The sequence below is a fragment of the Croceicoccus mobilis genome, from assembly GCF_001661965.1.
Taxonomy (GTDB): Bacteria; Pseudomonadota; Alphaproteobacteria; order Sphingomonadales; family Sphingomonadaceae; genus Croceicoccus; species Croceicoccus mobilis.
This window is the reverse complement of sequence record NZ_LYWZ01000023.1, coordinates 323,562-348,278: the sequence shown is the minus strand read 5'-3', so window position 1 is coordinate 348,278 and position 24,717 is coordinate 323,562. Positions and strand designations below refer to the sequence as shown.

The window sequence follows — 24,717 nt, the reverse complement described above, 5'->3', positions numbered from 1 at the left end:
GGGGGGATATTCCCGATCGCGCTGTGCGGTCGATCCTCGTTGTAGTGTCTACGCCAAGCCTCCAGCTTTTCGCAAGCATCTTGCAGCGACAGGAACCAGTGGGCGTTCAGGCATTCGCTGCGCAGCTTGCTGTTGAACGCTTCGATGAACGCATTGTCTGTGGGCTTGCCTGGGCGGGAGAAGTCCAGGATCACACCGCGCTGGTAAGCCCACAGATCCATGTCCCGCGAGATAAGTTCGCTGCCATTGTCGACCCTGATCGTCTTCGGATAGCCGATCGTCCGGTAGGCGCGATCCAGCGTGGCGACCACGTCCTCACCCCGGTAGCGGAACCGGGGATCGATCACCGGCGATAGCCGGGAGAACGTATCGACCACGGTCAGGATTCGAAGCTTACGCCCAGTCGCCAGTTGGTCGTGAACAAAGTCCATCGCCCACACATCGTTCGGTCGGACCGCCGGTGCGCGATCCTCGCGCAGCTTGGCCTTGACCCGTCGCTTCGGCGTCTTGTTCCGCAGCTGCAGGCCCAACTCCCTGTAAAGCCGGTAGACCTTCTTCAAGTTCACGCACCAACCGTCCCGGCGCAGGATGTAATATACCAGCAGGTATCCGTAGCGGACGTGCGTCTCGCAGAATTCCTTGATGCGCTTCTTCAGAAAGGCCGGATCAGTACGACGGGACTGGCAGTGATAGGGCGAACGATCAAACTGCAAAGCCGAACACCCCACGACTCCTTGCCCAGCCGAGGAAATCTACGGCCAAAAACTTTAGCTGCGAATGGTCCAAGTTTCAGGTGGCAGAGCACCGTCCGAGTGCGCGCGGCAGAAGCTCCGCTGCACTCCTATAAGAGAGGGTGCCGGGGACGTTTTGATATCCTTCTGTTGGAGGCGGTTGAGCGCCCCACCCAATACTTGCATATGCAATCATTATCCTTTAAGCTTAAAGCAAAGGAGCACTGCATATGCGTATCGCCTGCCTCGGTGGCGGACCTACCGGACTGTATTTCGCCATTTCGATGAAGCTGCGTCAGCCAGAAAGCGTGATCGAGGTGTACGAGCGCAATCGGGCCGACGACACTTTCGGCTGGGGCGTCGTCCTCTCTGACGAGACGCTGGCCGCGCTTGATGAAAACGATCCGGTCAGCGCCGCGCGCATCCGTGCCCGATTCGCCTATTGGGACGATATCCGCGTCGTGCGCGGTGACGAGGAGGTGAGCACCAGCGGCCATGGATTCTGCGGTATCGGGCGGCTCTACCTCCTCCAGATCCTGCAGGAACGCGCGGCAGAGCTGGGGATCGTGGTCCATTTCGGTCACCCGGTCGATGATGCCGAATTCGACCGCTTAAAGGGCGACTATGATCTCGTCGTCGCTGCCGACGGTCTCAACAGCCGGGTGCGTAGCCGCTTTGCCGATGTGCTCAAACCCGATGTCGATATTCGCGCGAACAAGTTCGTGTGGCTGGGCACGAGGCAGACATTCGCCAATGCCTTCACCTTCATCTTCGAAAAGACGGAGCATGGCTGGATCTGGGCGCATGCCTATCAGTTCGATGCCGATACCGCGACCTTCATCGCCGAATGCAAAGAAGAGACGTGGAACGCGTTCGGTTTTGGCGAGATGAGCCAGGCCGAAAGTGGCGCGGTGCTGGAGAAGATCTTCGCCACGCATCTGGGCGGCCATGCTCTGATGTCGAATGCAAACCATATCCGCGGATCGGCATGGCTGAACTTTCCGCGCGTCAATTGCGAGTGCTGGTACACAGACAATGTCGTCCTGCTGGGCGACGCCTCGGCCACGGCGCATTTTTCCATCGGCAGCGGCACCAAGCTGGGGGTGGAAAGCGCGATCGCGCTGGCGAAACGGGTTGCTGGCGATGGGGCGCTGGAAGACCGCCTGCAGGCCTATCAGGACGAACGCCGCCTCGACGTGCTGCGGCTGCAGTCGGCGGCACGCAATTCGACCGAATGGTTCGAGGATGTCGAACGTTATCTTGACCTCGACATGGTGCAGTTCAACTACTCGCTGCTGACCCGCAGCCAGCGGATCAGCCATGAAAACCTGCGCCTGCGCGATCCCGAATGGTTGGAGAACGCCGAAAGCTGGTTTCAGCAAAAGGCAGGGTCAAACGGGCACCGCCGCCCGATGTTCGCGCCATACAGTTTGCGCGATCTCACTCTGCGCAACCGCATCGTCGTATCGCCCATGGCGCAGTATAAAGCGGTCGATGGCGCGCCGACGGACTGGCATCTCGTCCATTACGCCGAGAGGGCGAAAGGCGGCGCGGGGCTGGTCTTTACGGAGATGACCTGCGTCAGCGCCACGGGTCGGATCACGCCGGGCTGCCCCGGCCTTTACGCGCCCGAGCATGAGGCGGCGTGGAAGCGCATCACCGACTTCGTGCATGACCAGACGGATGCGGCCATCTGCTGCCAGATCGGCCACGCCGGTCGCAAGGGTTCGACCCGCATCGGCTGGGAAGGCATGGATCAGCCGCTGACCGCCGGGAACTGGCCGCTGCTTTCGGCATCGCCGATCGCGTGGTCGGATGCGAATGACGCGCCGGCCGAAATCACCCGTGCCCAGATGGACGAGATCACGGAGGAGTTCGTAGCCTCTGCCGAAATGGCCGACCGGGCGGGTTTCGACATGATCGAACTCCACGCGGCGCATGGCTATCTGCTTTCCTCCTTCATCTCTCCTGCATCGAACACGCGCAGCGACGAATATGGGGGCAGCCTTGAAAACCGCCTGCGTTGGCCGCTGGAAGTCTTTGCCGCGATGCGCGCCGCATGGCCTGCGGCCAAGCCGATGTCGGTCCGCATTTCCGCGACTGACTGGCTGGGCGATGACGGCGTGACCCCAACCGACGCGGTGGAGATCGCCCGTGCCTTCCGCGAAGCGGGCGCGGACATCATCGACGTGTCGGCAGGCCAGACCAGTACTGCCGCGCGCCCGGTCTATGGCCGCATGTTCCAGACCCCGTTCAGCGACCGCATCCGTAACGAGGGCGCGTCTGCCACCATGGCCGTCGGCAATATCACCGAACCCGATCACGTGAATTCGATCCTGCTGGCTGGGCGCGCGGATCTGGTGTGCATCGGCCGCCCGCATCTCGCCGATCCTTACTGGACGCTGCATGCGGCGGTGGATCTGGGTGAGCGCGATGGCGGCTGGCCCGATCCCTATCTAGCCGGGCGCGATCAGGCCGAACGTCTTGCCGAAAGGGCGCGTTCGTGACGCTGGCCGGGAAACGCGCTCTGGTGACAGGCGGCGGCACGGGGGCGGGGGCTGCCATGACGCGCGCACTGGCCTGTGCAGGGGCGCAGGTGGTGATCTGTGGCCGCCGCCCGGCTCCGCTGGATCAATTGGCAAGCGAATGCGACGCCATTGCCGCTGTCCCATGCGATGTCACCGATGAAGCGGCGGTCGCGGCGCTGTTTGCAGATCATGGCCCGTTCGACATCGTCGTCGCCAATGCCGGTATTTCGGGCGCGGCCCCGATCGGCAAGACCGAGGCGGACGAGATCGAACGCATGCTGTCCGTCAATGTCATGGGCAGCTTTTTCACGATGCGTGAGGCTGCGCGCAGCATGACCCATGGCGGGCGCATTGTCGCCGTCGCGTCCACCGCCGCGCTCAAGGGCTATGCCTATGCCTCGGCCTATGCAGCATCGAAACACGCGGTGCTGGGCCTCGTGCGGTCCATCGCTTTGGAACTGGCAGGCAAGGGCATCACCGTCAACGCGCTGTGTCCTGGCTTCATGGACACGGACATGACCGAGCAGTCTATCGCCAATATCGCGGGCAAGACCGGCCGCAGCGCCGAAGATGCGCGCAAGGCGCTGGCTGCATCCAATCCCATGAACACACTGATCGACCCGAAGAGTGTCGCGCAGGCCCTGCTTTGGCTGTGCGATCCGGCGTCGAACACCGTCACCGGTCAGGCCATCGCCCTGTCCGGCGGCGAAATCTGAGAAAGAGACCCATGACCACACCGCATCAATTCCTTGCGCCCGAAGGCTGGGCACAAGCAAAGGGCTACGCGAATGGCATGGTCGCCAAGGGCGGCGAGCTTGTCGTTCTGGGCGGCCAGATCGGCTGGAATGCGCAGCAGCAGTTCGAGCATTTCGACCTTGTCGGCCAGTTCGAGCAGACGCTGCGGAACATTGCCGCATTGCTGGCCGAAGCAGGGGCAGGACCCGAACATCTCGTCCGGCTGACCTGGTACATCACCGACAGGGAAGAATATCTCGCCAATCTGAAAGCCATCGGCGATGCCTATCGCCGGGTACTGGGCCGCCACTTCCCGGCCATGGCGGTCGTGCAGGTTGTCGCGCTGATGGAGGCCGACGCCAAGGTCGAGATCGAGGCCACCGCCGTCATTCCGGCAAAGCCCGCGCAGGTGGCGGCATGAGCGGGCCGGTTACCGCCACGCTGGTCCTGCCTGAAAACGCCAATCTGCATGGCGGCGCGTTCGGCGGGTGGATCATGGGGCAAGGCGACATCGCCGCCGGGATCGCGGGCAGGCGCCATGCCGGGCCGTGTGTAACCAAGGCGGTGAACGAGCTGGTCTTTCTGGCCGCCCTGCGCGTGGGCGATGTGTTCATGATCGAGGCTGAAGTGGAGGAAGAGCGCCGCACCTCTTTCACGCTGGCGCTTTCGGGCGTGCGCGAGGATGAAAGCGGCACCCGCGAACAGGTACTAACGGCGCGCTTCACGATGGTCTGCATCGACAAAGACGGCAGGCCGCGCCCGCTACGCGGCAGCTAGTCGGAGCGGATTAGCTGGCCGGGACCAGCTGCCGTTCGATCCCGGCACGCAGATCATCGGGCCATGGGGTGGAGGACAGCGTATCGAGATCGGTGCAGACCAGCACTAGCTCGGCGCTCAGCCGCAGTTCGCCCTTGCAGCTGAAATCCACCGCGATCCGGCAGCTGCTTTTGCCAAGGCGCAGCGGCGTGATCGAGATGTCGAGCCTTTCGCCTAATCGGCTGGCGATCTTGAAGTCGACTTCGAGATGCACGGTCGGCGTGCCGACGCGCCGGTCGATATGCAATTCGGCGAAGCTTGAGCCGATGGCGTCGCCGAACCAGTCCTCCACCGCGCCGTTCAGCATTTCGAGATAGCGCGGGTAGAACACGATCCCGGCGGGATCGACATGCGCGAAGCGGACATCGGTTGTGGTGGTGAACATGGCGGTGTTTTCCGTTTCGCTTAGCGGTCGAGCTGACCGCGCAATTCACTCAGCAGCGTCAACAGTGCGGACCGGCTTTCGGGCGGCATGGTGCCAAGGCTTTGGGTGACCCAGCGTTGATGCGCCGCGGCGAGATCGGCGAAAAGGGCCGATCCTTCCGCAGTCAGGCTGACCAGCGCGGACCGCGCATCATCGGGGGACGGGGCGGTTTCGACCAGCCCGTCGGTGACGAGCTGCCGCACGACATGGGTGACGTTCCCTCCCGATACCAGCAACGCCTGCGATAGCGCGCTCATGGAGAGCGGCTCTCCTGCACGGTCGAGCGCGGCCATTACGTCGAAACGCGGCAGGGTCGTGTCGAACTCATCGGCGAAATTGCGGCGCAGACGTTTTTCGATGACCTTGGCGCAGGAAAGAAGTCGGACCCACAGGCGCAGGTCCTCGTTCGGGCGGGGGGTGCCGCCGGAGGAGCCCCGGCCCCCTGAATGATCGGGGGCATCACCTGTCTGTATCGCTCCGCCAGATTGCATGGCCATGGCCTATAGCGACAGGATCGCGAATGATCCAAGCGCCAAGATGCAGCCCTAGAGCGAAGAGAAGAATGCCTTCAGCCGCTCCATGGCGAGGGCGACGCGTTCGGTCGTTTCGGAACCGAAGCACAGGCGTAGGTGGCCTTCGCCGACAGGGCCATAGAACGAGCCTGCCTCGACCACGACATGCGCTTCGTGAAGGATGCGTTCGGCGAGTTCCTGCGATGCGATGCCGGTCCCCGTAATATCGGGAAAGGCATAGATCGTGCCTTGCGGGGCGGGGCAGGTGACGCCCGGCATCGCAGCCAGCGCGGAGATGACGATGTCGCGGCGCGCCCGGTCTTCCTCGACCATTTCGCGCACCGGCTCCTGCGATTGTTCGAGCGCTGCCTGACCGCCTGCCTGGATAAAGCTGTTCACATGGGTGACGGCAGAGGTCGAAATGGTCATCAGACCGGGCATCAGTGCCTTGTCCGCGACGGCATAGCCCAGTCTCCAGCCGTCCATGGCATAGGCTTTGGTAAAGGCGAACATCGAGATCGTGCGTTCGCGCATGCCCGGCAGAGTCGCGATCGAGACATGCTCTGCCCCGTCATAGGTGATCATCTCGTACACCTCGTCCGAGATTACGGCGAGGTCGTGGCGCACGGCGATTTCGGCCACCGCGGCCAGTTCCTCATGGCTATAGACGCGCCCGGTGGGGTTGGCCGGATTGACGAGGACTATCATCTTCGTTGCCGGGGTGATCGCCTGCTCGATCCAGTCGGCGCGGATGGCGAAATCATTGTCCCGGTCAAGCGGGACCATTATCGGTCTGCCGCCTGCGAGTTCGATCTTCCCCACGTGCTGCGGGTAATAGGGATCGAGGAGAATTACCTCGTCACCTGGATTCACCAGCGCCATGAAAGCGGCATAGGATGCCTGCGTCAGCCCATTGGTGACGATGATCTCATCAAGGCCAGCGTCAATCTTGTTGAACCGGGCGAGCTTGTCGCGGATCGCGCTGCGAAAGGCGGTGGAGCCGGGCATTTCGCCGTAATGGACATCGCCTGCGTTCAGTGCATCGATTGTCGCCTGCTTGATGTGATCGGGCGTGTCGAAGATCGGGCGACCAAATTCGAGATGGATCAGGTCCACGCCCTCGGCTTCAAGACGGAGGGCCTGTTCATACATGCCATAGCTTTTCTTGGAGCTGGAAGTGATGCGGTCGGCAAGCGAGATCACGGGGGAATTCCTCGGTCTATCTGTCTGGGGATGCGGTCGGTTCAGACCATCGGGGCGACGGTGAGGCGGCAAATCCTGCCATCGACCAGTTCGGCATAGGCGAGCGCGGCATCGTCGCGCGAACCGCCCTTGTCGATGACGCGCGTATGGCAGTGCACGAAGGCGAGATCGCCAGTCGCCATTTCGCGCGTCACTGGCAGGACCATCTGCACGCTGTCGAAACTGGCGGCGATGGCGGCGTAATGCGGCACCATTTCGGCCGGGCAGCCGGCGCGCAGATTGTCGCGCACACGGATTTGCGCATCGGGCGTAAAAAAGCGGGCGAAACCCTCTTCGGTCAGCTTGTCGGTATCGGCCATCGCCTGGTTCCACCATGTGAAAAAGGCGACGATCGGGTTGCCGTGGGTGTCTTCAGCCATTTGCTGAACTCCGGTTGTGCGCCTTTCGATCTTCGTACCAGTCGAAAAGCGGGGTCAAATGGGCATAGAGGCGCGAAAGCCGCGACTGGACGAGCGCGCTGGTCCGCCCGCCTTGGCCCAGCATGGGAAGTGGGGGGACGTGCCGGCCGAGCGCGTGATCGGCCAATATGCCGCCTGTGGCGAACGACAGTGCAATACCGCGCGCGTTGCACGACGATGCCGCCAGCAGACCGCCATCGACATGGAGCGACAGAGGCATACGGCTGGCCGAAATCGCGCTGGTGCCCGACCAGCAGAATTCGATTTCCGGCACTTTGGGCAGTCGCAACATGTCGCGCAGGCGCCGGGCCATCGCCTGCGCCGCCGCCGGGCCGTCAACGCCAAGCGCGTCAAAGGTCCCGGTGATCAGCCGGTGCTGGACATCGAAGCGATAGGTGAAGAGATTGTGGCGTGTGTCGGACAGGCACTCCCCGCCCTGAAAGAGATGGGCGCGCTGTTCTGCCGGGATCGGCGCGGTCGCGCATTGCCAGACGCGCATAGGCACGATGGTGCGGTCCACCAGCGATGACAGCCCTTTTGAAAGGCCATTGGTGCAGATGATGACCTTTTCCGCCTTTAAGAGTCCTGCCGGGGTCTGGACGTGATACAGTCTGCCATGCCGTACGATATCCGTGGCGGGCGTGTGTTCGTGGATCATGGCGCCATGCGCGGCAGCGCAGCGGGCCAGTTCCTGACAAAGCTTGAGCGGGTGGATGGTGCCCCCGGTCTTCGCGTACCAGCTGGCGCCATATCCCTCGATACCTGTGCGCCGCGTGGTTTCCGCAGCATCCAGCCGCTCGGCATCGAAACCTGCCTCGCGCCATTGGCCGATGGTCGCGTCAAGGCGTGGAAGCGCGGCTGGCGTTGCGGGATGATACCACCCGTCCTGCCGCGCATCGCAATCGAGTTCGAGTTCGCAAATCGCCTTGAACAGGCGGTCGGCGGAATGGCCCACCATCTCGACCAGCGCTTCGCCCGCGCTGCCGTGTTCGTCGACCAAGCTGCGCGGCGAACCCACGCTGAAATGCGGAACGACGAAGCCGCCGGGAGTCGATGAGGCACCCGATCCGATCCGGTCGGCCTCCACCACGGTGACCGAGGCTCCGGCCTTGGCCAGCCCAAGCGCCGCGGAAAGGCCCATGATGCCCGCGCCGACAACGACTGTATCGCAAAGCCTGTCGCCTGAGAGGGCGGCAAAGGGGGGCCTGTCATGGGCGGTAGCCCGCCAGAGATTGTTTTTATTTTCTGTCATGTAACACCGGCTTGGTCTCCGCGGCCCCGGGGGAGGCCGCGGAGACGGGCGGGAGAGGGGCGTCAGAACTTGTAGCTGACCTCGACCCCGTAGGTTGCCGGATCGCCCAGGAAGTTCTGGCTCGGGAAGATCCCGCCCCAGTTGTCATAGGAGGAGCTGACATACAGCTTGTTGAGGATGTTCTTCGCAAAGGCGGCGACTTCCCAGACATCTCCCTTATCGTGCAGGCCGATCCGGCCATTCACGAGCCAATAGCCGTCCTGCGAGCTGAGATCGCGTTCGGCGAGCGAGAAGTAGGTCTTCGACTTGTACGAGGCATCCCCCAGCACGTAGACGCCCATCGTTTCGAGATTGACGGGCAGCTCCCACTTGGCCTGGCCGGTGAAGGTGAACTTTGGCGCATTGGCGAGCTGGTTGCCGGTATAATCGTCACCGCCCTCGGCATTGTTGAACTGGGTGATCTTGCTGTCCATCCAGTTTGCCGAAGCACGCAGCGAAAGCGCATCGGTGGGGCGATACATCCATTCGCCTTCCACGCCATAGACACGCGCATCGCCCGCGTTTGATAGAACGATCACGTTCACGCCGCTGCGGATTTCGGTGACCATCGCCTGGAAATCCTGCCAGTCGTTATAATAGCCGGCTAGGTTCAGGGTCATCTTGCCATCGAGCAGGGTCGATTTTACGCCCGCCTCATAGGCCCATACGGTTTCACCGTCGAAGGGATCGGTTTCCGCCGCGGAAAAGGCGATTGCCGCCTTGTAGCCGCCGCTCTTGAAGCCCTTGGAGACGCTGGCATAGAGCATGACATCGTCGGTAAGGTCGAAGTTCAGCCCGATCTTCCCCGACACATTGTCCTCTTTCAGCGTGTTGTCGATCCCCGCGACCAGCGTCGGCAAGCCGCTGTCGCCATAGGGGTCGAGATCGATCGCATCATAGGCGAAGTCCTTTTGCTCATGCGTGAAGCGCAAGCCTGCGATCAGCTCCAGCGAGGGGGTGATCTCGAACCCGGCCTGGCCGAATGCGGCGATGGCGTCGGTCTGCTGGGTATAGCTGGTGTCGGCGATGGTGTGGAAGAACGTGTCGGTCAGCGCCTGCACGGCCGAACCCGAAATCTCATCGCTGGAAAAGTAAAGGCCCGCGACCCAGTCGAGGACATTGTCGCCATTCGAAGTCGCGCGCAGTTCCTGCGTAAACGAGCTGATGTCGTCGGTGAATTGCGAATCCAGCTCGATCAGCGCGCCGCCATCGGAATCGTCGCCCAGCACGCGGCGGTAATCATTATACGCCGTGACCGAGGTAAGCGTAACCGCCCCAAGGTCGAGGTTCATCGTCAGCTGGCCGAGATAGTTGCGCGCGTTCAGCTCATTGCCGAAGTAGGAGCTGTTCTCGACCGTGCGGCGCTTGCCCGTGAGGTCCTGATAGCCAAAGAAATCGACGCAGTTCGCCTCGTCGCGGATGCCGGCAAGGGCAGACGCGCAATAGCCGCCTTCGGGCGAGTAGTAGCCGACATGTTCGCGCAGCTGGTTGTCACGCTTCGTCTTGGTGTAGCCCAGCTTTAGCGTGGCATCGAAATTCGAGGTCGGTTCCCAAAGCAGCTGCCCGCGGAACGAGCTTTCGTTGACGTCGCCGATCTTTTCGCCGGTCAGCGCATTGGTCTGCCAGCCACCGCGCTGCTGCGTGGTCTTGAACGAGAAGCGACCCGCCAGCGTATCGGAAATACCGCCGCCGACCGCGCCTTCGATCTCGGCACGGTCAAAGCGGGCATAGCTCGCCTTCACATAGCCATTGGTTTCGAAGCTGGGCTTGACGCTGATGATGTTGATTGCGCCGCCGGTGGTGTTGCGGCCGTAAAGCGTGCCCTGCGGGCCTTTCAGCACCTCGACGCGTTCCACGTCGAAGATCTGGCCCGAAAGCATCGGGGTAAAGGGCTGGATCACCTCGTCGAGATAGACACCGACGGTCGGGTTGTTGTTGCCGAATGTGTCATTGAGGCTGAGCCCGCGGATCGAGATGATCGGGTTGCTGCCGCCCTGGACGGAATTGATCGAAACGCCCGGGGCTAGGCTGGCGAGGTCGGTAACGGTCGCTACGCCCAGCTCGTCGAGCTGTTCCGATGAAAAGGCGTTGATCGAGACCGGCACGTCCTGGACCGTCTCTTCACGGCGCTGCGCTGTGACGACGATGTCGCCTGCGACCGAACCTGCCGTCGTCTGGGCCGAATCACCGGCGCTTTGTGCGTGGGCCTGACCAGCGAACATTGCGCATGCCGATGCGCCTGCCAGGAATAATGTCTGGGTCCGAGTCACTTTGAAAACTCCTCAAATCACCGCCATGGGAATGCGGCAGTTTCGTGATGCCCGGGACCGCGGCGCCCTTACGCTCTTGGCCCGAAATCTCTCCGTCCGAGCGATCAGCTAGCACGGAACAAATTTGGATCCAATATCCATTATCCCACTTGCAGAAGAAAAATTCTCGTCTAGGTTCCGGCTCGACCAAGCGACCAAGGAGCTCCCCCCAGGATGGTTTCATCCCGCGCCTATGTCGGCATAGATGTCGGCGGCACATTCACAGACCTTGCCATGTATGACGAAGCGAGCGGCCTGTTCTCGACGGTCAAGGTGCCGTCATCCCCACCCGAATTCTGGCCCTCGGTGATCCGCGCGCTTGATGCGGCGGACATCGATGCGACACGCGATGCGACCGTGCTGCATGGCACTACGGTGCATCTCAACGCCTTTCTCGAACGGCGCGGTGCGCGCATGGCGCTGGTGACGACGCAGGGTTTCCGCGACGTTTATGAAATGCGCCGCGGCAATCGACCGACGCCCTATGACATGCATTTCCGCTATCCCGATCCGCTGGTGAAGCGGCGCGACATCTTCACCGTGGATGAGCGTACGATGCCCGATGGCTCGATTATTGCAGAGCCGGACGATGCCGAGATTGCCGCCTTGGCCGAGCAGCTGCGCGAGGGCGGCTATGAGGCGGTGGCGATCTGCTTCCTCCATTCCTACCGCAACCCCGCGAATGAGGCCCGCGTGGCAGACGCGCTGCGCCAGGCGCTGCCTGACATGCTGATCGGCCCCTCGCACGAGGTTTGCCGCGAATGGCGCGAATATGAGCGGACCAGCACCTCGGTCATCAACGCCTATGCCTCGCCGGTGCTGAAGCGCTATCTGTCCGACCTGCTGAGCGCGCTGGAAGAAAAGGCCAATACGCGCCTGTTCCTGCTGCAATCGAACGGCGGGTTGATGAAGGCCGAGGACGCGGGCGATCGCGGCATTCTCTCGCTGCTGTCGGGCCCCGTGGGCGGCAATGTCGCCGGGCGCGCGCTGGCAGAGGAGGCGGGCTTTCCCAACCTGATCTGCATCGACATGGGCGGCACCAGTTTCGAGGCCAGCCTTGTCATCGACGGCCAGTCGGTCGTGCAGAACGAGCGCGAGATTGGCGGCTTTCCCGTGTTGTCGCCGATGGTCGACATCCACACCATTGGCGCAGGCGGCGGCAGCATCGCGTGGAACGATGCCGGTTCGCTGCGCGTCGGCCCGCAAAGTGCCGGGGCGCGGCCTGGGCCGGCATGCTATGGCCATGGTGGTACGCAGCCGACCGTGACCGATGCCAATATCGCGCTCGGCCGCCTTGAAGACGGTTGCGCCTTTGGCGACCTTAAGCTGAGCGCCGATAAGGCGAAGGCAGCTATCGCCGATTTCGCATCGGGCTTCGACATGCCGGGCGACACGATGGCGCAGGGTATCCTCGACGTCATCAACGAACAGATGGCGAATGCCATCCGCACCATTACCGTGCGCCGCGGCATCGACCCGCGCGAATTCGCGCTGGTCGCCTATGGCGGGGCAGGGCCGATGCACGCGGCCGACATTGCGCGCCTCTTGGGCGTGGGCAAAGTCGTCGTGCCGCGGGCGGCCGGGGCGTTTTCGGCTTGGGGCATGCTGCAGTCCGATCTTGTCCACGATCACGCCGAAACGATCTTGTCACCGGTCGAGGATATCGACTGGACCGAACTCGATTCATGGTACGCCGATGCTGGCACCGCCCTGACCGAGAGACTGAAAGCCGAAGGCGTGCCCGAAGAGCGCATCATGCTCGAACGCATGGTCGACGTGCGCTATGTCGGGCAGGAGCACACCATCGCCATCACGCTGGAAGCGGAGCTGTTTGCGAGCAGCGATGGCTGCGCTAGCGCGCTGCGCGATAAGTTCGAAAATGCCTATCGGCAGGTGTTCGGCCACTCCAATCCGGAAGAGGCGCTGGAAGTTGCTACGCTGCGCCTTCGCGCCACGGGGCGCAGCGCACTGGATGCGCGCACGCTGCTGGCTGCAAATGATGCCGTTCCCGAAAGCGACCGGGCCGAACGCACCGGCAGCATCATCTTTGATGGAAATGCGCACGAAACCCGATTTATCGCACGTGGTGCCATGATGCCCGAACAGGCCTATCAGGGGCCGTGCGTGATCGAGGAATCGACCGCAACGACCATCGTGCCACCCGATTTCTCGGCGCAAATCGATGCGCTCGGCAATCTCGTGCTGACTTACGAGGAGATCTCGAAGTGACCGCCCGCATCGACCCTATCACCAGCGAAGTCATCCGCAACGCCTATAACGCGATCGCCGACGACATGAGCGCGATGATCGCGCGTTCGGCCTATTCGCCGATCATCTATGAGGCGCATGATTATGGCATCGCGCTATTTGATCGCCATGCCCGCCTTTTGGGCCAATATGCGGGCCTTCCGCTGTTTACCGGCGGACTGGACGCAGGGCTGAAGGCGACGATTGAACGTTACGGGCTGGAAAACCTGCGCGCAGGCGATGTGTTTACCGTGAACGACACGTTCATCACCGGCGGCCATCTCAACGATGTCGACGTGATCGGCGTGATCGCGGATGAAGAAGAAGTGTTGGGCTTCATCGCCATCCGTGCCCACTGGGCCGACATTGGCACCGCCGAACCGGGCTTTCCCGTCAACAGCCGCAACATCTTTCAGGAAGGCGTGCGCTGGGGGCCGACGCGGATCGTCGAGGGCGGCGAATTCGTGCGCGACGTCATCGATCTCCTTTGCCTCAATAGCCGCGTGCCGCGCACGTTGATGGGCGACCTTAAGGCGCAGCTGGCCGCGATCCGGCTGGGCAGCGACCGGATGATCTGGCTGAAAAAACGATTTGGCCGCGACGTGATCGAGGCCTGCGCCGACCAGATCTTCGACACCACCGACCGGAAATTCCGCGCCTTCATCTCCTCCATCCCCGATGGCGTCTATACGGCAGAGGGCTGTTCGGACGACGATGGCGTTACCGACGATCCGGTCGAGGCGAAGGTGACCGTTACCATCAAGGGCGACACCATGCTGGTCGATACGCATGGATCGTCGAAGCAGCGGCCGGGCAATCTCAACACCGGTTTTGCCAACACTGTGTCTGCCGTGCGGCTGGCGCTGGCCCTGCTGTATCCCGAAGCCGAGCCCGACATCAACGATGGCAGTTTCCGCGCGATGGAGGTGAAGGCCGAAAGCGGTTCGATCTATGCTGCCGAAGCGCCCGCGCCGTGCATGCGCCCGCATCCGGTGATGCTGCTGATCGACCTGATTATCAAGGCGCTGTCCGACGTGCTGCCCGATGACGTGGCGGCCGGACTGCCGGGAGATAGCTGGAACGTGTTCCTGATGGGCATGGACCCGCGCAGCGGCAAGCATTTCACCAGCGGCGAGGCGCTGGATGGCGGCTGGGGTGCCAGCGCAAAGGGTGATGGCCCGAGCGCGGTCATCCACTCTGCCGCAGGCGATTTCCGCAATATGCCCGTCGAGACGCTGGAGCATCGCGCTCCGGTGCGGATCCGCCGCCTTGAACTGGGCGCGGGCAGCGGTGGTGCTGGCAAGTTCCGTGGCGGGCAGAATTGCGTCAAGGAGTATGAGGCGCTCGCCCCCATGACCGTGACGTTGCATTTCGATCGCGCGAAAACGCCCGAGTGGGGCCTGTTCGGCGGCGAGGACGGCTCGAGCCCCGTCGTCACCGTCGTCAATGCTGAGCATCCCGAGGGCTTTGTCGTGCGCAAGGCAGAGCAATTGCCGCTGGGCACTGGCGACCGTTTCACCGCCGAAACCGGCGGCGGCGGCGGCTATGGCCCGGCCAGCGAACGCAGCGCCGAGGCGCAGGCCGCCGACATCGCCGACGGCATTGTCGCAAAGGCAGGCTGAGCGATGCCAGCAGCCCCCACCGGACCCAGCACTGGCCCCGCCGCCGAAGCCACGGATTTCACGCGCTTTCAGTGGGTATCCCTGCTGGTCGTCGTTTGCAGCGCCTTTTCCTCGCAAATGGTGATGCCGCTTTGGGTGGGGGCGGTCATCGACGATCTGGGCCTTTCCGAAGCGGCTGCTGGCCGGATCGGTTCGTTCGAATTCATGGCGGTGGCTGCGGTTTCGCTGCTGGTGGCGCTGCGCATCCAGAAATTCCCGACCCGGCTGACAGCGGCGATCGGGATCGTGCTGCTGGTCGCGGGCAATTTCGCCTCGGCCTTCTCCTCGACAGAGATCGAGTTGATCGCGGCGCGCATGCTGTGCGGTCTTGGCAAGGGGCTGGTGGTGGCAATCGCCTTCAGCCTTGCCGCCGGATCGTCGCGCCCGACGCGGGCCTTTGCACTGCTTAACATCGTCTATGCCCTGTTTTCCGCTGCATTCTACCTGGCCGTGCCTTTCGCGATCCAGTGGGACGGGGCCGGCGGAGCATTCGTGTCGATGGGGATCGTGGCCGTTATCGGCGCGATCTTCATGGTCGGCTTTCCGGCAGAGCGGCTGACTTCGAGCGAACTTACCGGCCTGTCTTTGCGAAGCCTGCCCCTGTTTGGCTTCCTTGCATTTGCCGCGCTGATCATCCTGTGGTCGGGCCATAATGTCATCTGGACCTTCATCGAACGCATTGGCGCACGCGACGGGATGGACATTACCGAGATCGGGGCCGTGCTTTCGCTATCGGCATTCCTGACCATCGCGGGACCGGGGCTGGTGCGCATGCTCGACACGCGCTTTGGCTATGGTGTGCCGATGATCGGTGCCATCGTGCTCAAGGTCGTGGCCGTGTTCGTCATCGGTTTTGTGGCGACCAGCCAGGCGTTTTCCATCGCGGTGCCTGCCTTCATGCTGCTGTCGCTGTTCATCACCCCCTATGTGATGGGCGTTCTTTCGCTGGCCGATCCGGCGGGACGATTGGCGGCGGCATCGTCGGCCGCGATGACGGCAGGCAGTTCGCTGGGCGCGTGGGTCGGGGGCGTCAGCCTTGAAAGCGCCAGCTGGTCGGGCCTGACCTGGGCAGCGTTCATCCATTTCGTCATTTTCACCATCATCATCATCGCCATCGCGCCGCTGGCCAATCGCCACGGCCGCGCCGCCGCGGCCACCGCGGCATGACACACGATACCGACGGAGCTTCCCCCATGATCGTTTTCGCTAATTGCCGCCTGATCGACGGTGTGTCTGACACCGTGCGCGAGGACATGCATATCCTTGTCGACGGGAACGAGATCCGCGAAGTGTCCGACGTGCCGATCACGGCAGAGGGCGCGCAAATTATCGACCTGAAGGGCAAGACGGTGATGCCCGGCCTGATCGACGCCCATGTCCACGTCTATTCGGTGCATCTCAATTCCGACAAGGAACGCGGCATGCCGCACACGCTGATGATGGCGCATGCCATCCACCGGGTGCGCGACATGCTGATGCGCGGCTTTACCACCGTGCGCGATGTCGCAGGCGGCGACTGGGGGATGAAGACCGCGATCGAACTGGGGCTGGTCGAAGGGCCGCGGCTCTATGTCTCGGGCCGCGCGCTCAGCCAGACGGGCGGGCATGGCGACCATCGCTTCATCACCGATGAATCGATCCCCTGCGCCTGCACCTCCGCGCTCGACATCATGACCCGGCTGGCTGACGGCCCCGACCAGGTGCAGCACAGCGCGCGCGAGGAACTGCGCAAGGGTGCCGACCATCTGAAGATCATGGTGTCGGGCGGTGTCGGCAGCCCGCATGACGCGCTTGACCACACGCAGTACCAGATGGACGAAATCCGCGCCGCCGTGGCCGAGGCGAGTGCGCGCGGCACTTATGTCGCGGCGCACAGCTACACTGCCAAGAGCACCCGCAACGCATTGGAAGGCGGCGTTCGCACGATCGAGCACGGTAATTTCATCGACCTTGAGACCGCGCAGCTGGCGGCCGAGAAGAACGCGTTCATCGTGCCTACGCTGATCTGCTATCGCGAAAGCGCGGACAATGCCGATTTCTATGGCCTGCGCCCTGAAGTAAAGCGCAAGCTGGCCGAAGTGAACGAAGCGGGCGCCAACATGCTGGGCATCTGCCGCGAGGCGGGGGCCACCATGGGATTCGGCACCGATCTCATGGGCGAGATGATCGAGGCGCAGTCCAAGGAGTTCAAGCTGCGCGCCGACGTCCTGCCCGCGATGGAGATCCTGAAGTCGGCCACATCGATCAACGCCGAAATCCTGGGGCAGGGCGGTAAGCTGGGCTGTATCGCGCCGGGTGCGCTGGCCGATTTATTGGTGATAGACGGCAATCCGGATGAGCGGATCGAGTTGCTAGAAACCCGTTACAACGCTATCGTCGCCATCATGAAGGACGGTCGCTTTCACAAGCAAGATATTGGCTGACGGCTCGGCCTTGCCTGATAGTTCCACCTTGGCGGAAAGCAGCAAGCTGGTCCGCAGCACCACTGCGGTCGATGTCGCGCGCATATTGCGCGATCGCATCCTGTCGGGCCATTACGCCGAAGACCAGTATATCCGCCAGGAAATGATCGCGCAGGAACTGGGCGTCAGCCGTATTCCCGTGCGCGAGGCGCTGGCCCAGCTGGAAGCCGAAGGTCTGGTCATCCGCGAAAAATACCGCGGCGCTTTGATCCCCAAGCTCTCGCTGAGCGAGATCGAGGAAATCTACGAGATGCGCGGCATGATAGAGCCCTATCTGCTGCGCACAGCCTTTTCCAATATCACGCCAGAGGTGATCGCCAGCCTGCGCGAAGTGGTCGATAAATCACGGGTCACCGATGACATGGGCGAATGGGCGGGACTGAACATGCAGTTCCACTATACGCTATATGGTCTTGCCGGGCGGCCCTTGTCCTTGCAGATTCTTGAGAACCTGCTGGTAAGGGCGGACCGCTATCTCAAGGTTCAGCGTTTTCTGTCCAACGAAACGCAAAAGGAAAGCGACGCCGAACATCAGCGCATCCTCGATCTGATCGAGGAGGGCGACGAGGACGGCGCGATTGAGGCGCTGCGCGAACATATCAGCTGGAACGCGCAGGACCTTCGCCGCACCATCGGGTTCAACGATGCCGCCCCGGCCGATAAGGCTGACAAGGCCAAGGGCTAGCACCGGTCTTTTCCGTCACGCGTCGCGGCGTTTTGCCGTGATCTCGATCTCGACCTTTGCGCCCGGCGCGGGAATGCCGGTCAGCAGGGTCGTGTTGGCTGGCGGGTTATCGGCGAAATTTTCGCGCAGGACTTCGGCCACGGCCTGAAGATGTTCGATATCGGTCAGGAAGACGCGGTTGCGGATGACAAGGTCGATGCCGCTGCCGTTTTCTTCAAGCACCGGTTTGACAATACGGAAGATATTGCGCGCCTGCAGGCCCGCATCTTCGGGCATCTCGCCTGTTTCCGGGTCAGCGCCGACTGTGCCGGAAACATGGATGTAGTCCCCCTCGACCACGGCGCGGCAATAGGCGGCCAATGTCTCGAAGCGTGAACCTGATGATATGCGTTTGATGATGGAATCCGTTCGTTGTCAAAAATTGGATCCAATACCTGGAGGGTGCGGAGCTGGCCGTCAAGCCGCCTGCACGATCAAATCTCACGCACGGTTCTGACAAGGCGCTGGATCGCCTCGCGCACCTGTGCTGGATCGCGGGCGAAACACAGGCGCAGATGCTCTTCGCCGCCTGCGCCAAAGGCTGCGCCCGGCGCGACGCCGACACCGTTTTCAATGGCCCGCTCGGCCAGCGCGACGCTGTCGTCCATCCCCTCGATCCGGGGGAAGAGGTAAAATGCGCCGTCGCAATGCGGCACGGTGATGCGCTCCTCGTCTGCCAAGACCTCCAGCGCAGCAAGGCGCGCTGTGTCCAGCCGTGCGGTTTGGCTCGCCAGAAACGCCTCTCCCACCGGGCCAAGGGCCACGATCCCGGCGCGCTGGACAAAGGTCGGGGCGCAGGAAGTGTTGAATTCGATCAGCCGCTCCAGCACCTCGACCAGACGGCGCGGCGCGGTGATCCAGCCAAGCCGCCAGCCTGTCATCGCCCAGCTTTTCGAAAAGCTGTTAACGGTGACGATCCGGCGGTCCTCGTCGAAATGCTCCACGAAAGAGGCCGGGGCCACGCCCGCGGGCAGGATCCGCGAATAGACCTCGTCAGCCAAGAGCCAGATGCCGCGCCGGTCGAGTTCCGCGACCAGCTGCGCCATCTCGGCAGGGGGCAGGCGCCAGCCGGTCGGATTGCCGGGGCTGTTGAGGATCACGACTTTCGTCCGTGGCCCGCACGCGTCGAGCAGGCGCTGCAGCGGCAGGGCGAACCGGCCTGCTTCCAGCGTGATCGGCACTTCGCGCACACTGGCGCTCAACACCTTTGGCATGGCGACGAGATTGGGCCACGCGGGGACGGGGACGACCACCTCGTCCCCCGGATCGACCAGTGCCGAGAGCACCAGCAGCAGCGCATTGAGGCCCGAGCTTGTGACCGCGATATTCGCGAAACCGGCCTGCGTGGCGAAGATGCGCTGCTGATATTCGGCCAGCGCCTTGCGCAATTCAGGCAGGCCGAGATTGGGGCCATAGAAAGTCTCGCCCCGGCCAAGGCTTTCAGCCGCCGCCGCCGCGATTGCGGGATCGGTGGCGAGATCGCTTTCCCCGAACCAGAGCGGGATGACATCGCTGCGCCCCATATTGGCATTGGCCAGCCGCCGGATCAGCGATCCGGGCAGTTCGGTGGCGATCTGGCGCAAGTCTGCGTTGCCGGTCATCGGATCCCTGCCGCCCTATTCCAGATTATCGTGCAGGCGGGCGAGCAGGTCGAGCAGGCGGGCGAAATCCGCCGCGCTGAACCCGGTGATGATGCGTTCGTAGAGGGGGGCGGTGACCTTGCGCGCATCGGCCAGCTTTTCACGGCCGAGCGCAGTCAGGCCGATCTCCTTGACCCGCCGGTCATGGGCGCTGGGCGTCACCACGATCAGCCCTGCCTTTTCCATGCGGCCGACGATGCGCATCATGGTCGACAGGTTGATCACCGCAGAGCGCGAGACCTGCCCGATCGCCAGCGGCTCCTTTTCGCCAAGGATCATCAGCACGCGCCAGGTCGGAATATCGATGCCAAGCTCGCGAAGCGCGGCCTCGATCTCGACATTATAGCGGCTCGCCGCGCGATTGAGGAGGTAGAACGGATAGGCTTCGAGCCTGAAGTCGGCCGAGCCGGGATTGCCAATCGGGCGCAGGTCTTCGCTCATCATCGTCTCCGGCAGCGGGCCTCGCCACCTGTTCGCAGCTGCAATATTTTACTTGCACATGCAAGTAAAATAGGTAGGTTTCGTGTTGCAGATGCACGCATAGGAGAAGTCATGTCCAGCACCGATGTTCTTGCCGCCCTTGCCACCGACATCGCCGCAGGCGCGATCAGGATCGTGGACCTGACGCAGGAGTTGAGTGAGGACACGCCGCTGCTGGTCCTGCCCGAACCCTTTGGCCAGACCGCGGCCTTCTCGCGTGAGGAAATCTCGCGCTATGACGAACGCGGGGTCGCGTGGCACTGGCACAATTTCACCGTGGGCGAACATACCGGCACCCATTTCGATTCGCCGGTTCACTGGGTGTCGGGCAAGGATCTTGCCGACAACACCGTCGACAAGGCGCCGCTCCAGAAGCTGGTCGCGCCTGCCTGCGTGCTCGATTTCTCGGCCGAATGTGCTGCCGATGCCGATTTCCTGCTTAAAGCCGATCACATCAAGGCATGGGAAGCCGAGCATGGCGAGATCGAGGAGGGCAGCTGGGTGCTTTTCCGCACCGACTTCTCGAAGCGCGAGACCGACGCCTATACCAACCGGCGCGAGGACGGGGCGCACACCCCCGGTCCCGACACCGACGCGGTCGAATATATGATTGCAAGGAAGGTGATCGGTTTCGGCGTGGAGACCATCGGCACCGATGCCGGGCAAGCCCATCTGCTGGAGCCTGCCTATCCCGCTCACACGCTCCTGCACGGTGCAGGGCTGTATGGCCTGCAATGTCTTGAAAACCTCGACCAGCTGCCGCCGAAGGGCGCGATCGTCGCGGGCGCGCCGCTGAAGATCCGCGACGGTTCGGGCAGCCCGCTGCGCGTTTTCGCGCTGGTCGCGGGCTGATCCATGGCAGAGCGTTCCTTCAAGTCCGAAGTCCGCAAACTGGAACTGGGCGAGGGCGAGACCTTTACCGGCGAAGGCATTCTCGCCGTGACCAAGGCGCTGCTGCAATCGGGCGTTGCCTATGTCGGCGGTTACCAGGGATCGCCGATCAGCCATCTGATGGACGTGTTCGCCGATGCGAACGACCTCCTCGAAAGCCTTGGCGTCCATTTCGAAGCCAGCGCGTCGGAAGCGACCGCGGCTGCGATGCTGGCGGCTTCGGTCAATTATCCGCTTCGCGGCGCGGTGGCGTGGAAATCGGTGGTCGGCACCAATGTCGCGTCCGATGCGCTGTCCAACGTGTCATCGGGCGGCGTGACCGGCGGCGCGCTGGTCATCGTGGGCGAGGATTATGGTGAAGGCTCCTCCATCATGCAGGAGCGAACCCACGCCTTTGCCATGAAATCGCAGATGTGGCTCTTCGATCCGCGGCCCAACCTGACCTCCATCGTGGATTCGGTGGAACAGGCGTTCCAGCTTTCCGAAGCGTCGAATACGCCTGTGATGCTGCAGCTTCGGGTGCGTTCCTGCCACATGACGGGCAGCTTTACCGCGAAAGACAATATCCGACCGCCCATGACCGTGGGCGACGCGGCCAGCAACCCCAACCGCGATACCGACCGCATCGTCCTCCCTCCTGCGAATTTCTTGCACGAGGTGGAGAAGATCGAGAAGCGCTGGCCAGCAGGCCTCGCCTTTGTGCGCGACAATCGGCTGAACGAATGGTTCGGCCCCGCGGAAGTCGACGAAGGCATTGGCCTGATCGTGCAGGGCGGCCTTTACAATAATCTCAACCGTGCGATGGAACTGGCCGGGCTTGCCGACAGCTATGGCGAAAGCAAGCTGCCGATCTATTGCCTCAATGTCACCTATCCGCTGGTGCCGGATGAGGTCGCCGATTTCTGCCGCGGCAAGCGCGCCGTGCTGGTGATCGAGGAGGGCCAGCCCGAGTTTATCGAGCATGAACTCAATACGCTCGTCCGCCGCGCAGGGCTCGACACGCGCATCGCGGGCAAGGACGTGCTGCCACGTTCAGGCGAATATACCGCCAAGGCGATTTCCAAGGGGCTGGCCGCATTCCTGCGTGCCGAAGCCCCCGCGATGGCCCCTGCCGAAGAGGTGGAAAGCCCGCTCGCCCCGGCGGTCGCCACCCAGATCCCGCCGCGCCCTGCGGGCTTTTGCACCGGCTGCCCCGAACGCCCGATCTTCACCGCCATGAAGCTGGTGGAGCGCGAGCTTGGCCCCGCGCATGTTTCGGCCGATATCGGGTGCCACCTGTTCTCGATCCTGCCGCCTTTCAACATCGGCAACACGACCATGGGCTATGGCCTTGGCAGTGCGGGCGCGTCCGCCTTCAAGCCCAAGGACAAGCGGGCGATCGCGGTGATGGGCGATGGCGGTTTCTGGCATAACGGGCTGACGTCGGGCATCGGCAACGCGGTGTTCAACAAGGACGATACCGTCACGCTGATCATCGATAATGGCTATTCGGCAGCCACCGGCGGCCAGGACATCTTGTCATCGCGGGCGAAGAACGAGAACCGCACCACCAACAACCCGATCACCCGCGCGGTGCGCGGCGTGGGGGCGACATGGGTGCGGGAAATCACGCGCACCTATGACGTGCCGCGCATGCGCGACACGCTGCGTGAGGCGATGACGTCGCCCGAAAAGGGGCCGAAGGTCATCGTCGCGCAATCGGAATGCATGCTCAATCGCCAGCGGCGTGAGAAAAAGCAGAAGGCCGCCGCGCTAAAGGCAGGTGAACGCGTCGTGCGCGAACGCTTTGGCGTGGATGCCGAGACCTGCACCGGCGATCACAGCTGCGTGCGGCTGTCGGGCTGTCCGTCGCTGACTATCAAGCCCAATCCCGATCCGCTGCGGCAGGACCCTGTCGCCCATGTCGAAAACAGCTGCGTGGGCTGCGGCCTGTGCGGAGAGGTGAGCCATGCCGCCGTGCTGTGCCCCAGCTTCTATCGCGCGCGCATCGTGGCCAATCCCTCGCGCTGGGAACGGGCGAAGGCGCGTATCGCCGGCGCGGTGATCGGCAGCTGGCAAGGCGCCATCGAACGCAAGCGCGCCGCCCGCGCATTCTGACCCCGGAACTCACGAACATGACCGAACAAGCAAACCGCATCACCATCGCCATTCTCGCCCTTGGCGGGCAGGGCGGGGGCGTTCTGGCCGAATGGATCCAGCATGTTGCCCGGTCGGAAGGTTGGCTGGCGCAGGGCACGTCGGTGCCGGGTGTGGCGCAGCGCACCGGTTCGACCGTCTATTACGTCGAGCTGGCCCGCGACGATGGCACGGGCCGCCTGCCGGTGATGGCGCAGATGCCGATGCCCGGCGATGTCGACATCGTGATCGCATCCGAACTGATGGAAACGGGCCGCGCCCTGCTGCGCGGGTTCTCGACTGCGAACCGCACCACGCTGATCGGGTCGACGCACCGCATCTATGCCATCGGCGAAAAGCAGGCGATGGGCGACGGGCGCGGCAGCGGAGAGCGCATCCTCGAGGCGGCGCATGAGCGTTCGAAGAGGTTCATCGGTTTCGACATGGAAGCCGCGACCGATCGTTCGGGCAGCGTCATCAGCGCGATCATGTTCGGCGCATTGGCAGGTAGCGACGCGCTTCCATTCCCGACCGAAAGCTTCCGCGCCGCGATCGAGCACAGCGGCATCGCGGTCAAAAGTAATTTCGCCGGCTTCGACGAAGGCTTTGCCGCTGCGCAGCAGCCCGTCGCCATGCCGGTTGAAACCCAAACGCCTGTGCCCGCGCCGACGACGGCTGAGGGTCGCAGGCTGGCCGCGAGGGTCGAAGCCGAACTGCCTGCCATCGCACGCGAAGCGGCGCTGCGCGGCGTGGCGCGGCTGATCGATTGGCAGGACCATGGCTATGCCGCGCTTTACCTCGACCGGCTGGCCGCGATCCGCGCGCTTGATTTCGCCCCCTTTACGCTGACCGCGGAAACGGCGCGACACCTCGCTCTGTGGATGAGCTATGAGGATACGATCCGCGTGGCCGACATCAAGACGCGCGCCGGACGAACCGACAAGATCCGTAGCGAGGTTAAGGCTCAGCCCGAACAATTGATGGGCGTGACCGAATTCATGCATCCGCGGTTTCAGGAAATCTGCGAGACCTTGCCTAAAGGGCTGGGGCGATGGCTCCTCAACAGCGATCTGGCGCAAAGGTTGGTGGGCCGGTTCTTCGCCAAGGGCCGCCATGTTGAGACGACCAGCCTGCGCTGGTTTGCCGCCCTCAGGCTCGTCGCGGCGATGCGGGGCATGCGCCCGCGCTCGCTGCGCTATGCCGAAGAGCAGGAGCGGATCGAAAACTGGCTCGCGCTGGCGTCGGAGCAGGCGCTGCACGATCGCGACCGCGCGATCGAGATCATCCGCTGCCAGAGGCTGATCAAGGGATATGGCGATACGTTCGAACGCGGTCTTGGCAATTTCAACCGGATTGTCGCGCATCATCAGGCAAAGGACCTGCCCGCCGCAGAAATCGCGCGCCTGCGCGAACTGGCGCTGGCTGATGAGGGCTGCTCCCAACTGAACGAGGCACTGTCGGCCTGAACGGGCGCAAGCCCCACCATCGCA

21 protein-coding genes and 1 pseudogene are annotated in these 24,717 nt (G+C 63.1%); 12 read left to right on the top strand and 10 right to left on the bottom strand.

Translation table 11 applies throughout. From position 1 onward, the window contains the following. Positions 1-722: pseudogene (locus tag A9D13_RS13640) on the bottom strand (IS3 family transposase); the annotation flags it as partial. Positions 723-961: 239 nt separating this feature from the next. Here A9D13_RS13640 and A9D13_RS13635 point away from each other — a divergent pair. From A9D13_RS13635 to A9D13_RS13620, 4 genes are read left to right on the top strand one after another with little or no spacing between them, the layout of a single operon-like run. After that, positions 962-3,238 carry a bifunctional salicylyl-CoA 5-hydroxylase/oxidoreductase gene (locus A9D13_RS13635; protein ID WP_066774612.1) on the top strand — a complete coding sequence of 759 codons (2,277 nt, stop codon included), beginning with the start codon at positions 962-964 and terminating at the stop codon, positions 3,236-3,238. Continuing rightward, positions 3,235-3,975 carry an SDR family NAD(P)-dependent oxidoreductase gene (locus tag A9D13_RS13630; protein WP_066774610.1) on the top strand — a complete coding sequence of 247 codons (741 nt, stop codon included), beginning with the start codon at positions 3,235-3,237 and terminating at the stop codon, positions 3,973-3,975. The genes A9D13_RS13635 and A9D13_RS13630 overlap by 4 nt, the downstream gene beginning before the upstream one ends. Positions 3,976-3,986: 11 nt before the next feature. Continuing rightward, positions 3,987-4,415, top strand: a complete 429-nt coding sequence (locus tag A9D13_RS13625) for a RidA family protein (RefSeq protein ID WP_066774608.1) — start codon at positions 3,987-3,989, stop codon at positions 4,413-4,415. Next, positions 4,412-4,771, top strand: a complete 360-nt coding sequence (locus tag A9D13_RS13620; RefSeq protein WP_066774605.1) for an acyl-CoA thioesterase — start codon at positions 4,412-4,414, stop codon at positions 4,769-4,771. The genes A9D13_RS13625 and A9D13_RS13620 overlap by 4 nt, the downstream gene beginning before the upstream one ends. A 10-nt stretch (positions 4,772-4,781) precedes the next feature. On the opposite strand, the gene A9D13_RS13615 is transcribed toward A9D13_RS13620, so the two are convergent. The 6 genes from A9D13_RS13615 to A9D13_RS13590 all read right to left on the bottom strand — a co-directional run bounded on the left by A9D13_RS13615 (position 4,782) and on the right by A9D13_RS13590 (position 10,968). Then, complete coding sequence (locus A9D13_RS13615; protein ID WP_066774603.1) at positions 4,782-5,195, bottom strand: acyl-CoA thioesterase; 414 nt, start codon at positions 5,193-5,195, stop codon at positions 4,782-4,784. Positions 5,196-5,215: 20 nt separating this feature from the next. Next, a complete protein-coding gene (locus tag A9D13_RS13610) occupies positions 5,216-5,725 on the bottom strand; it encodes a MarR family winged helix-turn-helix transcriptional regulator (RefSeq protein WP_082922421.1) in 510 nt (169 codons plus the stop codon). Between the two features lie 54 nt (positions 5,726-5,779). Next, positions 5,780-6,949, bottom strand: coding sequence for a pyridoxal phosphate-dependent aminotransferase (locus A9D13_RS13605; protein WP_066774599.1), 1,170 nt, complete (start codon positions 6,947-6,949; stop codon positions 5,780-5,782). 41 nt (positions 6,950-6,990) lie between these two features. Then, positions 6,991-7,368, bottom strand: a complete 378-nt coding sequence (locus A9D13_RS13600; RefSeq protein WP_066774597.1) for a hypothetical protein — start codon at positions 7,366-7,368, stop codon at positions 6,991-6,993. Continuing rightward, the gene (locus A9D13_RS13595; RefSeq protein ID WP_082922409.1) at positions 7,361-8,659 is read right to left on the bottom strand and encodes an NAD(P)/FAD-dependent oxidoreductase; all 1,299 of its coding nucleotides are present in this window, start codon (positions 8,657-8,659) and stop codon (positions 7,361-7,363) included. Before A9D13_RS13595 ends, A9D13_RS13600 begins: the two co-directional genes overlap by 8 nt. A 62-nt stretch (positions 8,660-8,721) precedes the next feature. After that, a complete protein-coding gene (locus A9D13_RS13590) occupies positions 8,722-10,968 on the bottom strand; it encodes a TonB-dependent receptor (RefSeq protein ID WP_156522067.1) in 2,247 nt (748 codons plus the stop codon). Positions 10,969-11,181: 213 nt separating this feature from the next. On the opposite strand from A9D13_RS13590, the gene A9D13_RS13585 reads away from it, so the two are divergent. Genes A9D13_RS13585 through A9D13_RS13565 form a run of 5 tightly spaced genes read left to right on the top strand, consistent with a single transcriptional unit; the run spans position 11,182 to position 18,062 of the window. Further along, complete coding sequence (locus A9D13_RS13585) at positions 11,182-13,236, top strand: hydantoinase/oxoprolinase family protein (protein WP_066774591.1); 2,055 nt, start codon at positions 11,182-11,184, stop codon at positions 13,234-13,236. Beyond that, entirely contained in the window at positions 13,233-14,876 is a 1,644-nt protein-coding gene (locus A9D13_RS13580) for a hydantoinase B/oxoprolinase family protein (protein ID WP_066774589.1), read from the top strand. Before A9D13_RS13585 ends, A9D13_RS13580 begins: the two co-directional genes overlap by 4 nt. A gap of 3 nt (positions 14,877-14,879) precedes the next feature. Further along, on the top strand, positions 14,880-16,082 hold the full coding sequence (locus A9D13_RS13575) for an MFS transporter (RefSeq protein ID WP_066774587.1): 1,203 nt from the start codon (positions 14,880-14,882) through the stop codon (positions 16,080-16,082). A 26-nt stretch (positions 16,083-16,108) separates the two neighbouring features. Continuing rightward, the gene (locus tag A9D13_RS13570; RefSeq protein ID WP_156522066.1) at positions 16,109-17,338 is read left to right on the top strand and encodes a metal-dependent hydrolase family protein; all 1,230 of its coding nucleotides are present in this window, start codon (positions 16,109-16,111) and stop codon (positions 17,336-17,338) included. Between the two features lie 10 nt (positions 17,339-17,348). Then, the gene (locus A9D13_RS13565; RefSeq protein ID WP_156522065.1) at positions 17,349-18,062 is read left to right on the top strand and encodes a GntR family transcriptional regulator; all 714 of its coding nucleotides are present in this window, start codon (positions 17,349-17,351) and stop codon (positions 18,060-18,062) included. 15 nt (positions 18,063-18,077) lie between these two features. Here the strand turns inward: A9D13_RS13565 and A9D13_RS13560 are convergent, their stop codons facing one another. The 3 genes from A9D13_RS13560 to A9D13_RS13550 all read right to left on the bottom strand — a co-directional run bounded on the left by A9D13_RS13560 (position 18,078) and on the right by A9D13_RS13550 (position 20,182). Then, positions 18,078-18,449: a RidA family protein gene (locus A9D13_RS13560; RefSeq protein ID WP_268235842.1), complete on the bottom strand. Its 372-nt coding sequence runs from the start codon at positions 18,447-18,449 to the stop codon at positions 18,078-18,080. A gap of 86 nt (positions 18,450-18,535) precedes the next feature. After that, entirely contained in the window at positions 18,536-19,702 is a 1,167-nt protein-coding gene (locus A9D13_RS13555) for a pyridoxal phosphate-dependent aminotransferase (RefSeq protein WP_216635507.1), read from the bottom strand. Between the two features lie 15 nt (positions 19,703-19,717). Further along, the gene (locus tag A9D13_RS13550) at positions 19,718-20,182 is read right to left on the bottom strand and encodes a MarR family winged helix-turn-helix transcriptional regulator (RefSeq protein WP_066774756.1); all 465 of its coding nucleotides are present in this window, start codon (positions 20,180-20,182) and stop codon (positions 19,718-19,720) included. A gap of 111 nt (positions 20,183-20,293) precedes the next feature. On the opposite strand from A9D13_RS13550, the gene A9D13_RS13545 reads away from it, so the two are divergent. The 3 genes from A9D13_RS13545 to A9D13_RS13535 are packed head-to-tail and all read left to right on the top strand — an operon-like array spanning position 20,294 to position 24,693. After that, positions 20,294-21,073 carry a cyclase family protein gene (locus A9D13_RS13545; RefSeq protein WP_066774578.1) on the top strand — a complete coding sequence of 260 codons (780 nt, stop codon included), beginning with the start codon at positions 20,294-20,296 and terminating at the stop codon, positions 21,071-21,073. Positions 21,074-21,076: 3 nt separating this feature from the next. Next, a complete protein-coding gene (locus tag A9D13_RS13540) occupies positions 21,077-23,209 on the top strand; it encodes a ferredoxin family protein (RefSeq protein ID WP_066774576.1) in 2,133 nt (710 codons plus the stop codon). A gap of 17 nt (positions 23,210-23,226) precedes the next feature. Beyond that, positions 23,227-24,693 (top strand): indolepyruvate oxidoreductase subunit beta family protein, encoded by a 1,467-nt coding sequence (locus A9D13_RS13535; protein WP_066774574.1) that lies wholly within the window; start codon positions 23,227-23,229, stop codon positions 24,691-24,693. The last annotated feature ends 24 nt before the right edge of the window (positions 24,694-24,717 follow it).

Bases quoted from the DNA above. Each gene is read 5' to 3' on its own strand.
- A9D13_RS13635 (WP_066774612.1), top strand. From the start codon at position 962: ATGCGTATCGCCTGCCTCGGTGGCGGACCTACCGGACTGTATTTCGCC.
- A9D13_RS13625 (WP_066774608.1), top strand. From the start codon at position 3,987: ATGACCACACCGCATCAATTCCTTGCGCCCGAAGGCTGGGCACAAGCA.
- A9D13_RS13620 (WP_066774605.1), top strand. From the start codon at position 4,412: ATGAGCGGGCCGGTTACCGCCACGCTGGTCCTGCCTGAAAACGCCAAT.
- A9D13_RS13615 (WP_066774603.1), bottom strand. From the start codon at position 5,195: ATGTTCACCACCACAACCGATGTCCGCTTCGCGCATGTCGATCCCGCC.
- A9D13_RS13610 (WP_082922421.1), bottom strand. From the start codon at position 5,725: ATGCAATCTGGCGGAGCGATACAGACAGGTGATGCCCCCGATCATTCA.
- A9D13_RS13600 (WP_066774597.1), bottom strand. From the start codon at position 7,368: ATGGCTGAAGACACCCACGGCAACCCGATCGTCGCCTTTTTCACATGG.
- A9D13_RS13595 (WP_082922409.1), bottom strand. From the start codon at position 8,659: ATGACAGAAAATAAAAACAATCTCTGGCGGGCTACCGCCCATGACAGG.
- A9D13_RS13585 (WP_066774591.1), top strand. From the start codon at position 11,182: ATGGTTTCATCCCGCGCCTATGTCGGCATAGATGTCGGCGGCACATTC.
- A9D13_RS13575 (WP_066774587.1), top strand. From the start codon at position 14,880: ATGCCAGCAGCCCCCACCGGACCCAGCACTGGCCCCGCCGCCGAAGCC.
- A9D13_RS13570 (WP_156522066.1), top strand. From the start codon at position 16,109: ATGATCGTTTTCGCTAATTGCCGCCTGATCGACGGTGTGTCTGACACC.
- A9D13_RS13555 (WP_216635507.1), bottom strand. From the start codon at position 19,702: ATGACCGGCAACGCAGACTTGCGCCAGATCGCCACCGAACTGCCCGGA.
- A9D13_RS13550 (WP_066774756.1), bottom strand. From the start codon at position 20,182: ATGAGCGAAGACCTGCGCCCGATTGGCAATCCCGGCTCGGCCGACTTC.
- A9D13_RS13545 (WP_066774578.1), top strand. From the start codon at position 20,294: ATGTCCAGCACCGATGTTCTTGCCGCCCTTGCCACCGACATCGCCGCA.
- A9D13_RS13540 (WP_066774576.1), top strand. From the start codon at position 21,077: ATGGCAGAGCGTTCCTTCAAGTCCGAAGTCCGCAAACTGGAACTGGGC.
- A9D13_RS13535 (WP_066774574.1), top strand. From the start codon at position 23,227: ATGACCGAACAAGCAAACCGCATCACCATCGCCATTCTCGCCCTTGGC.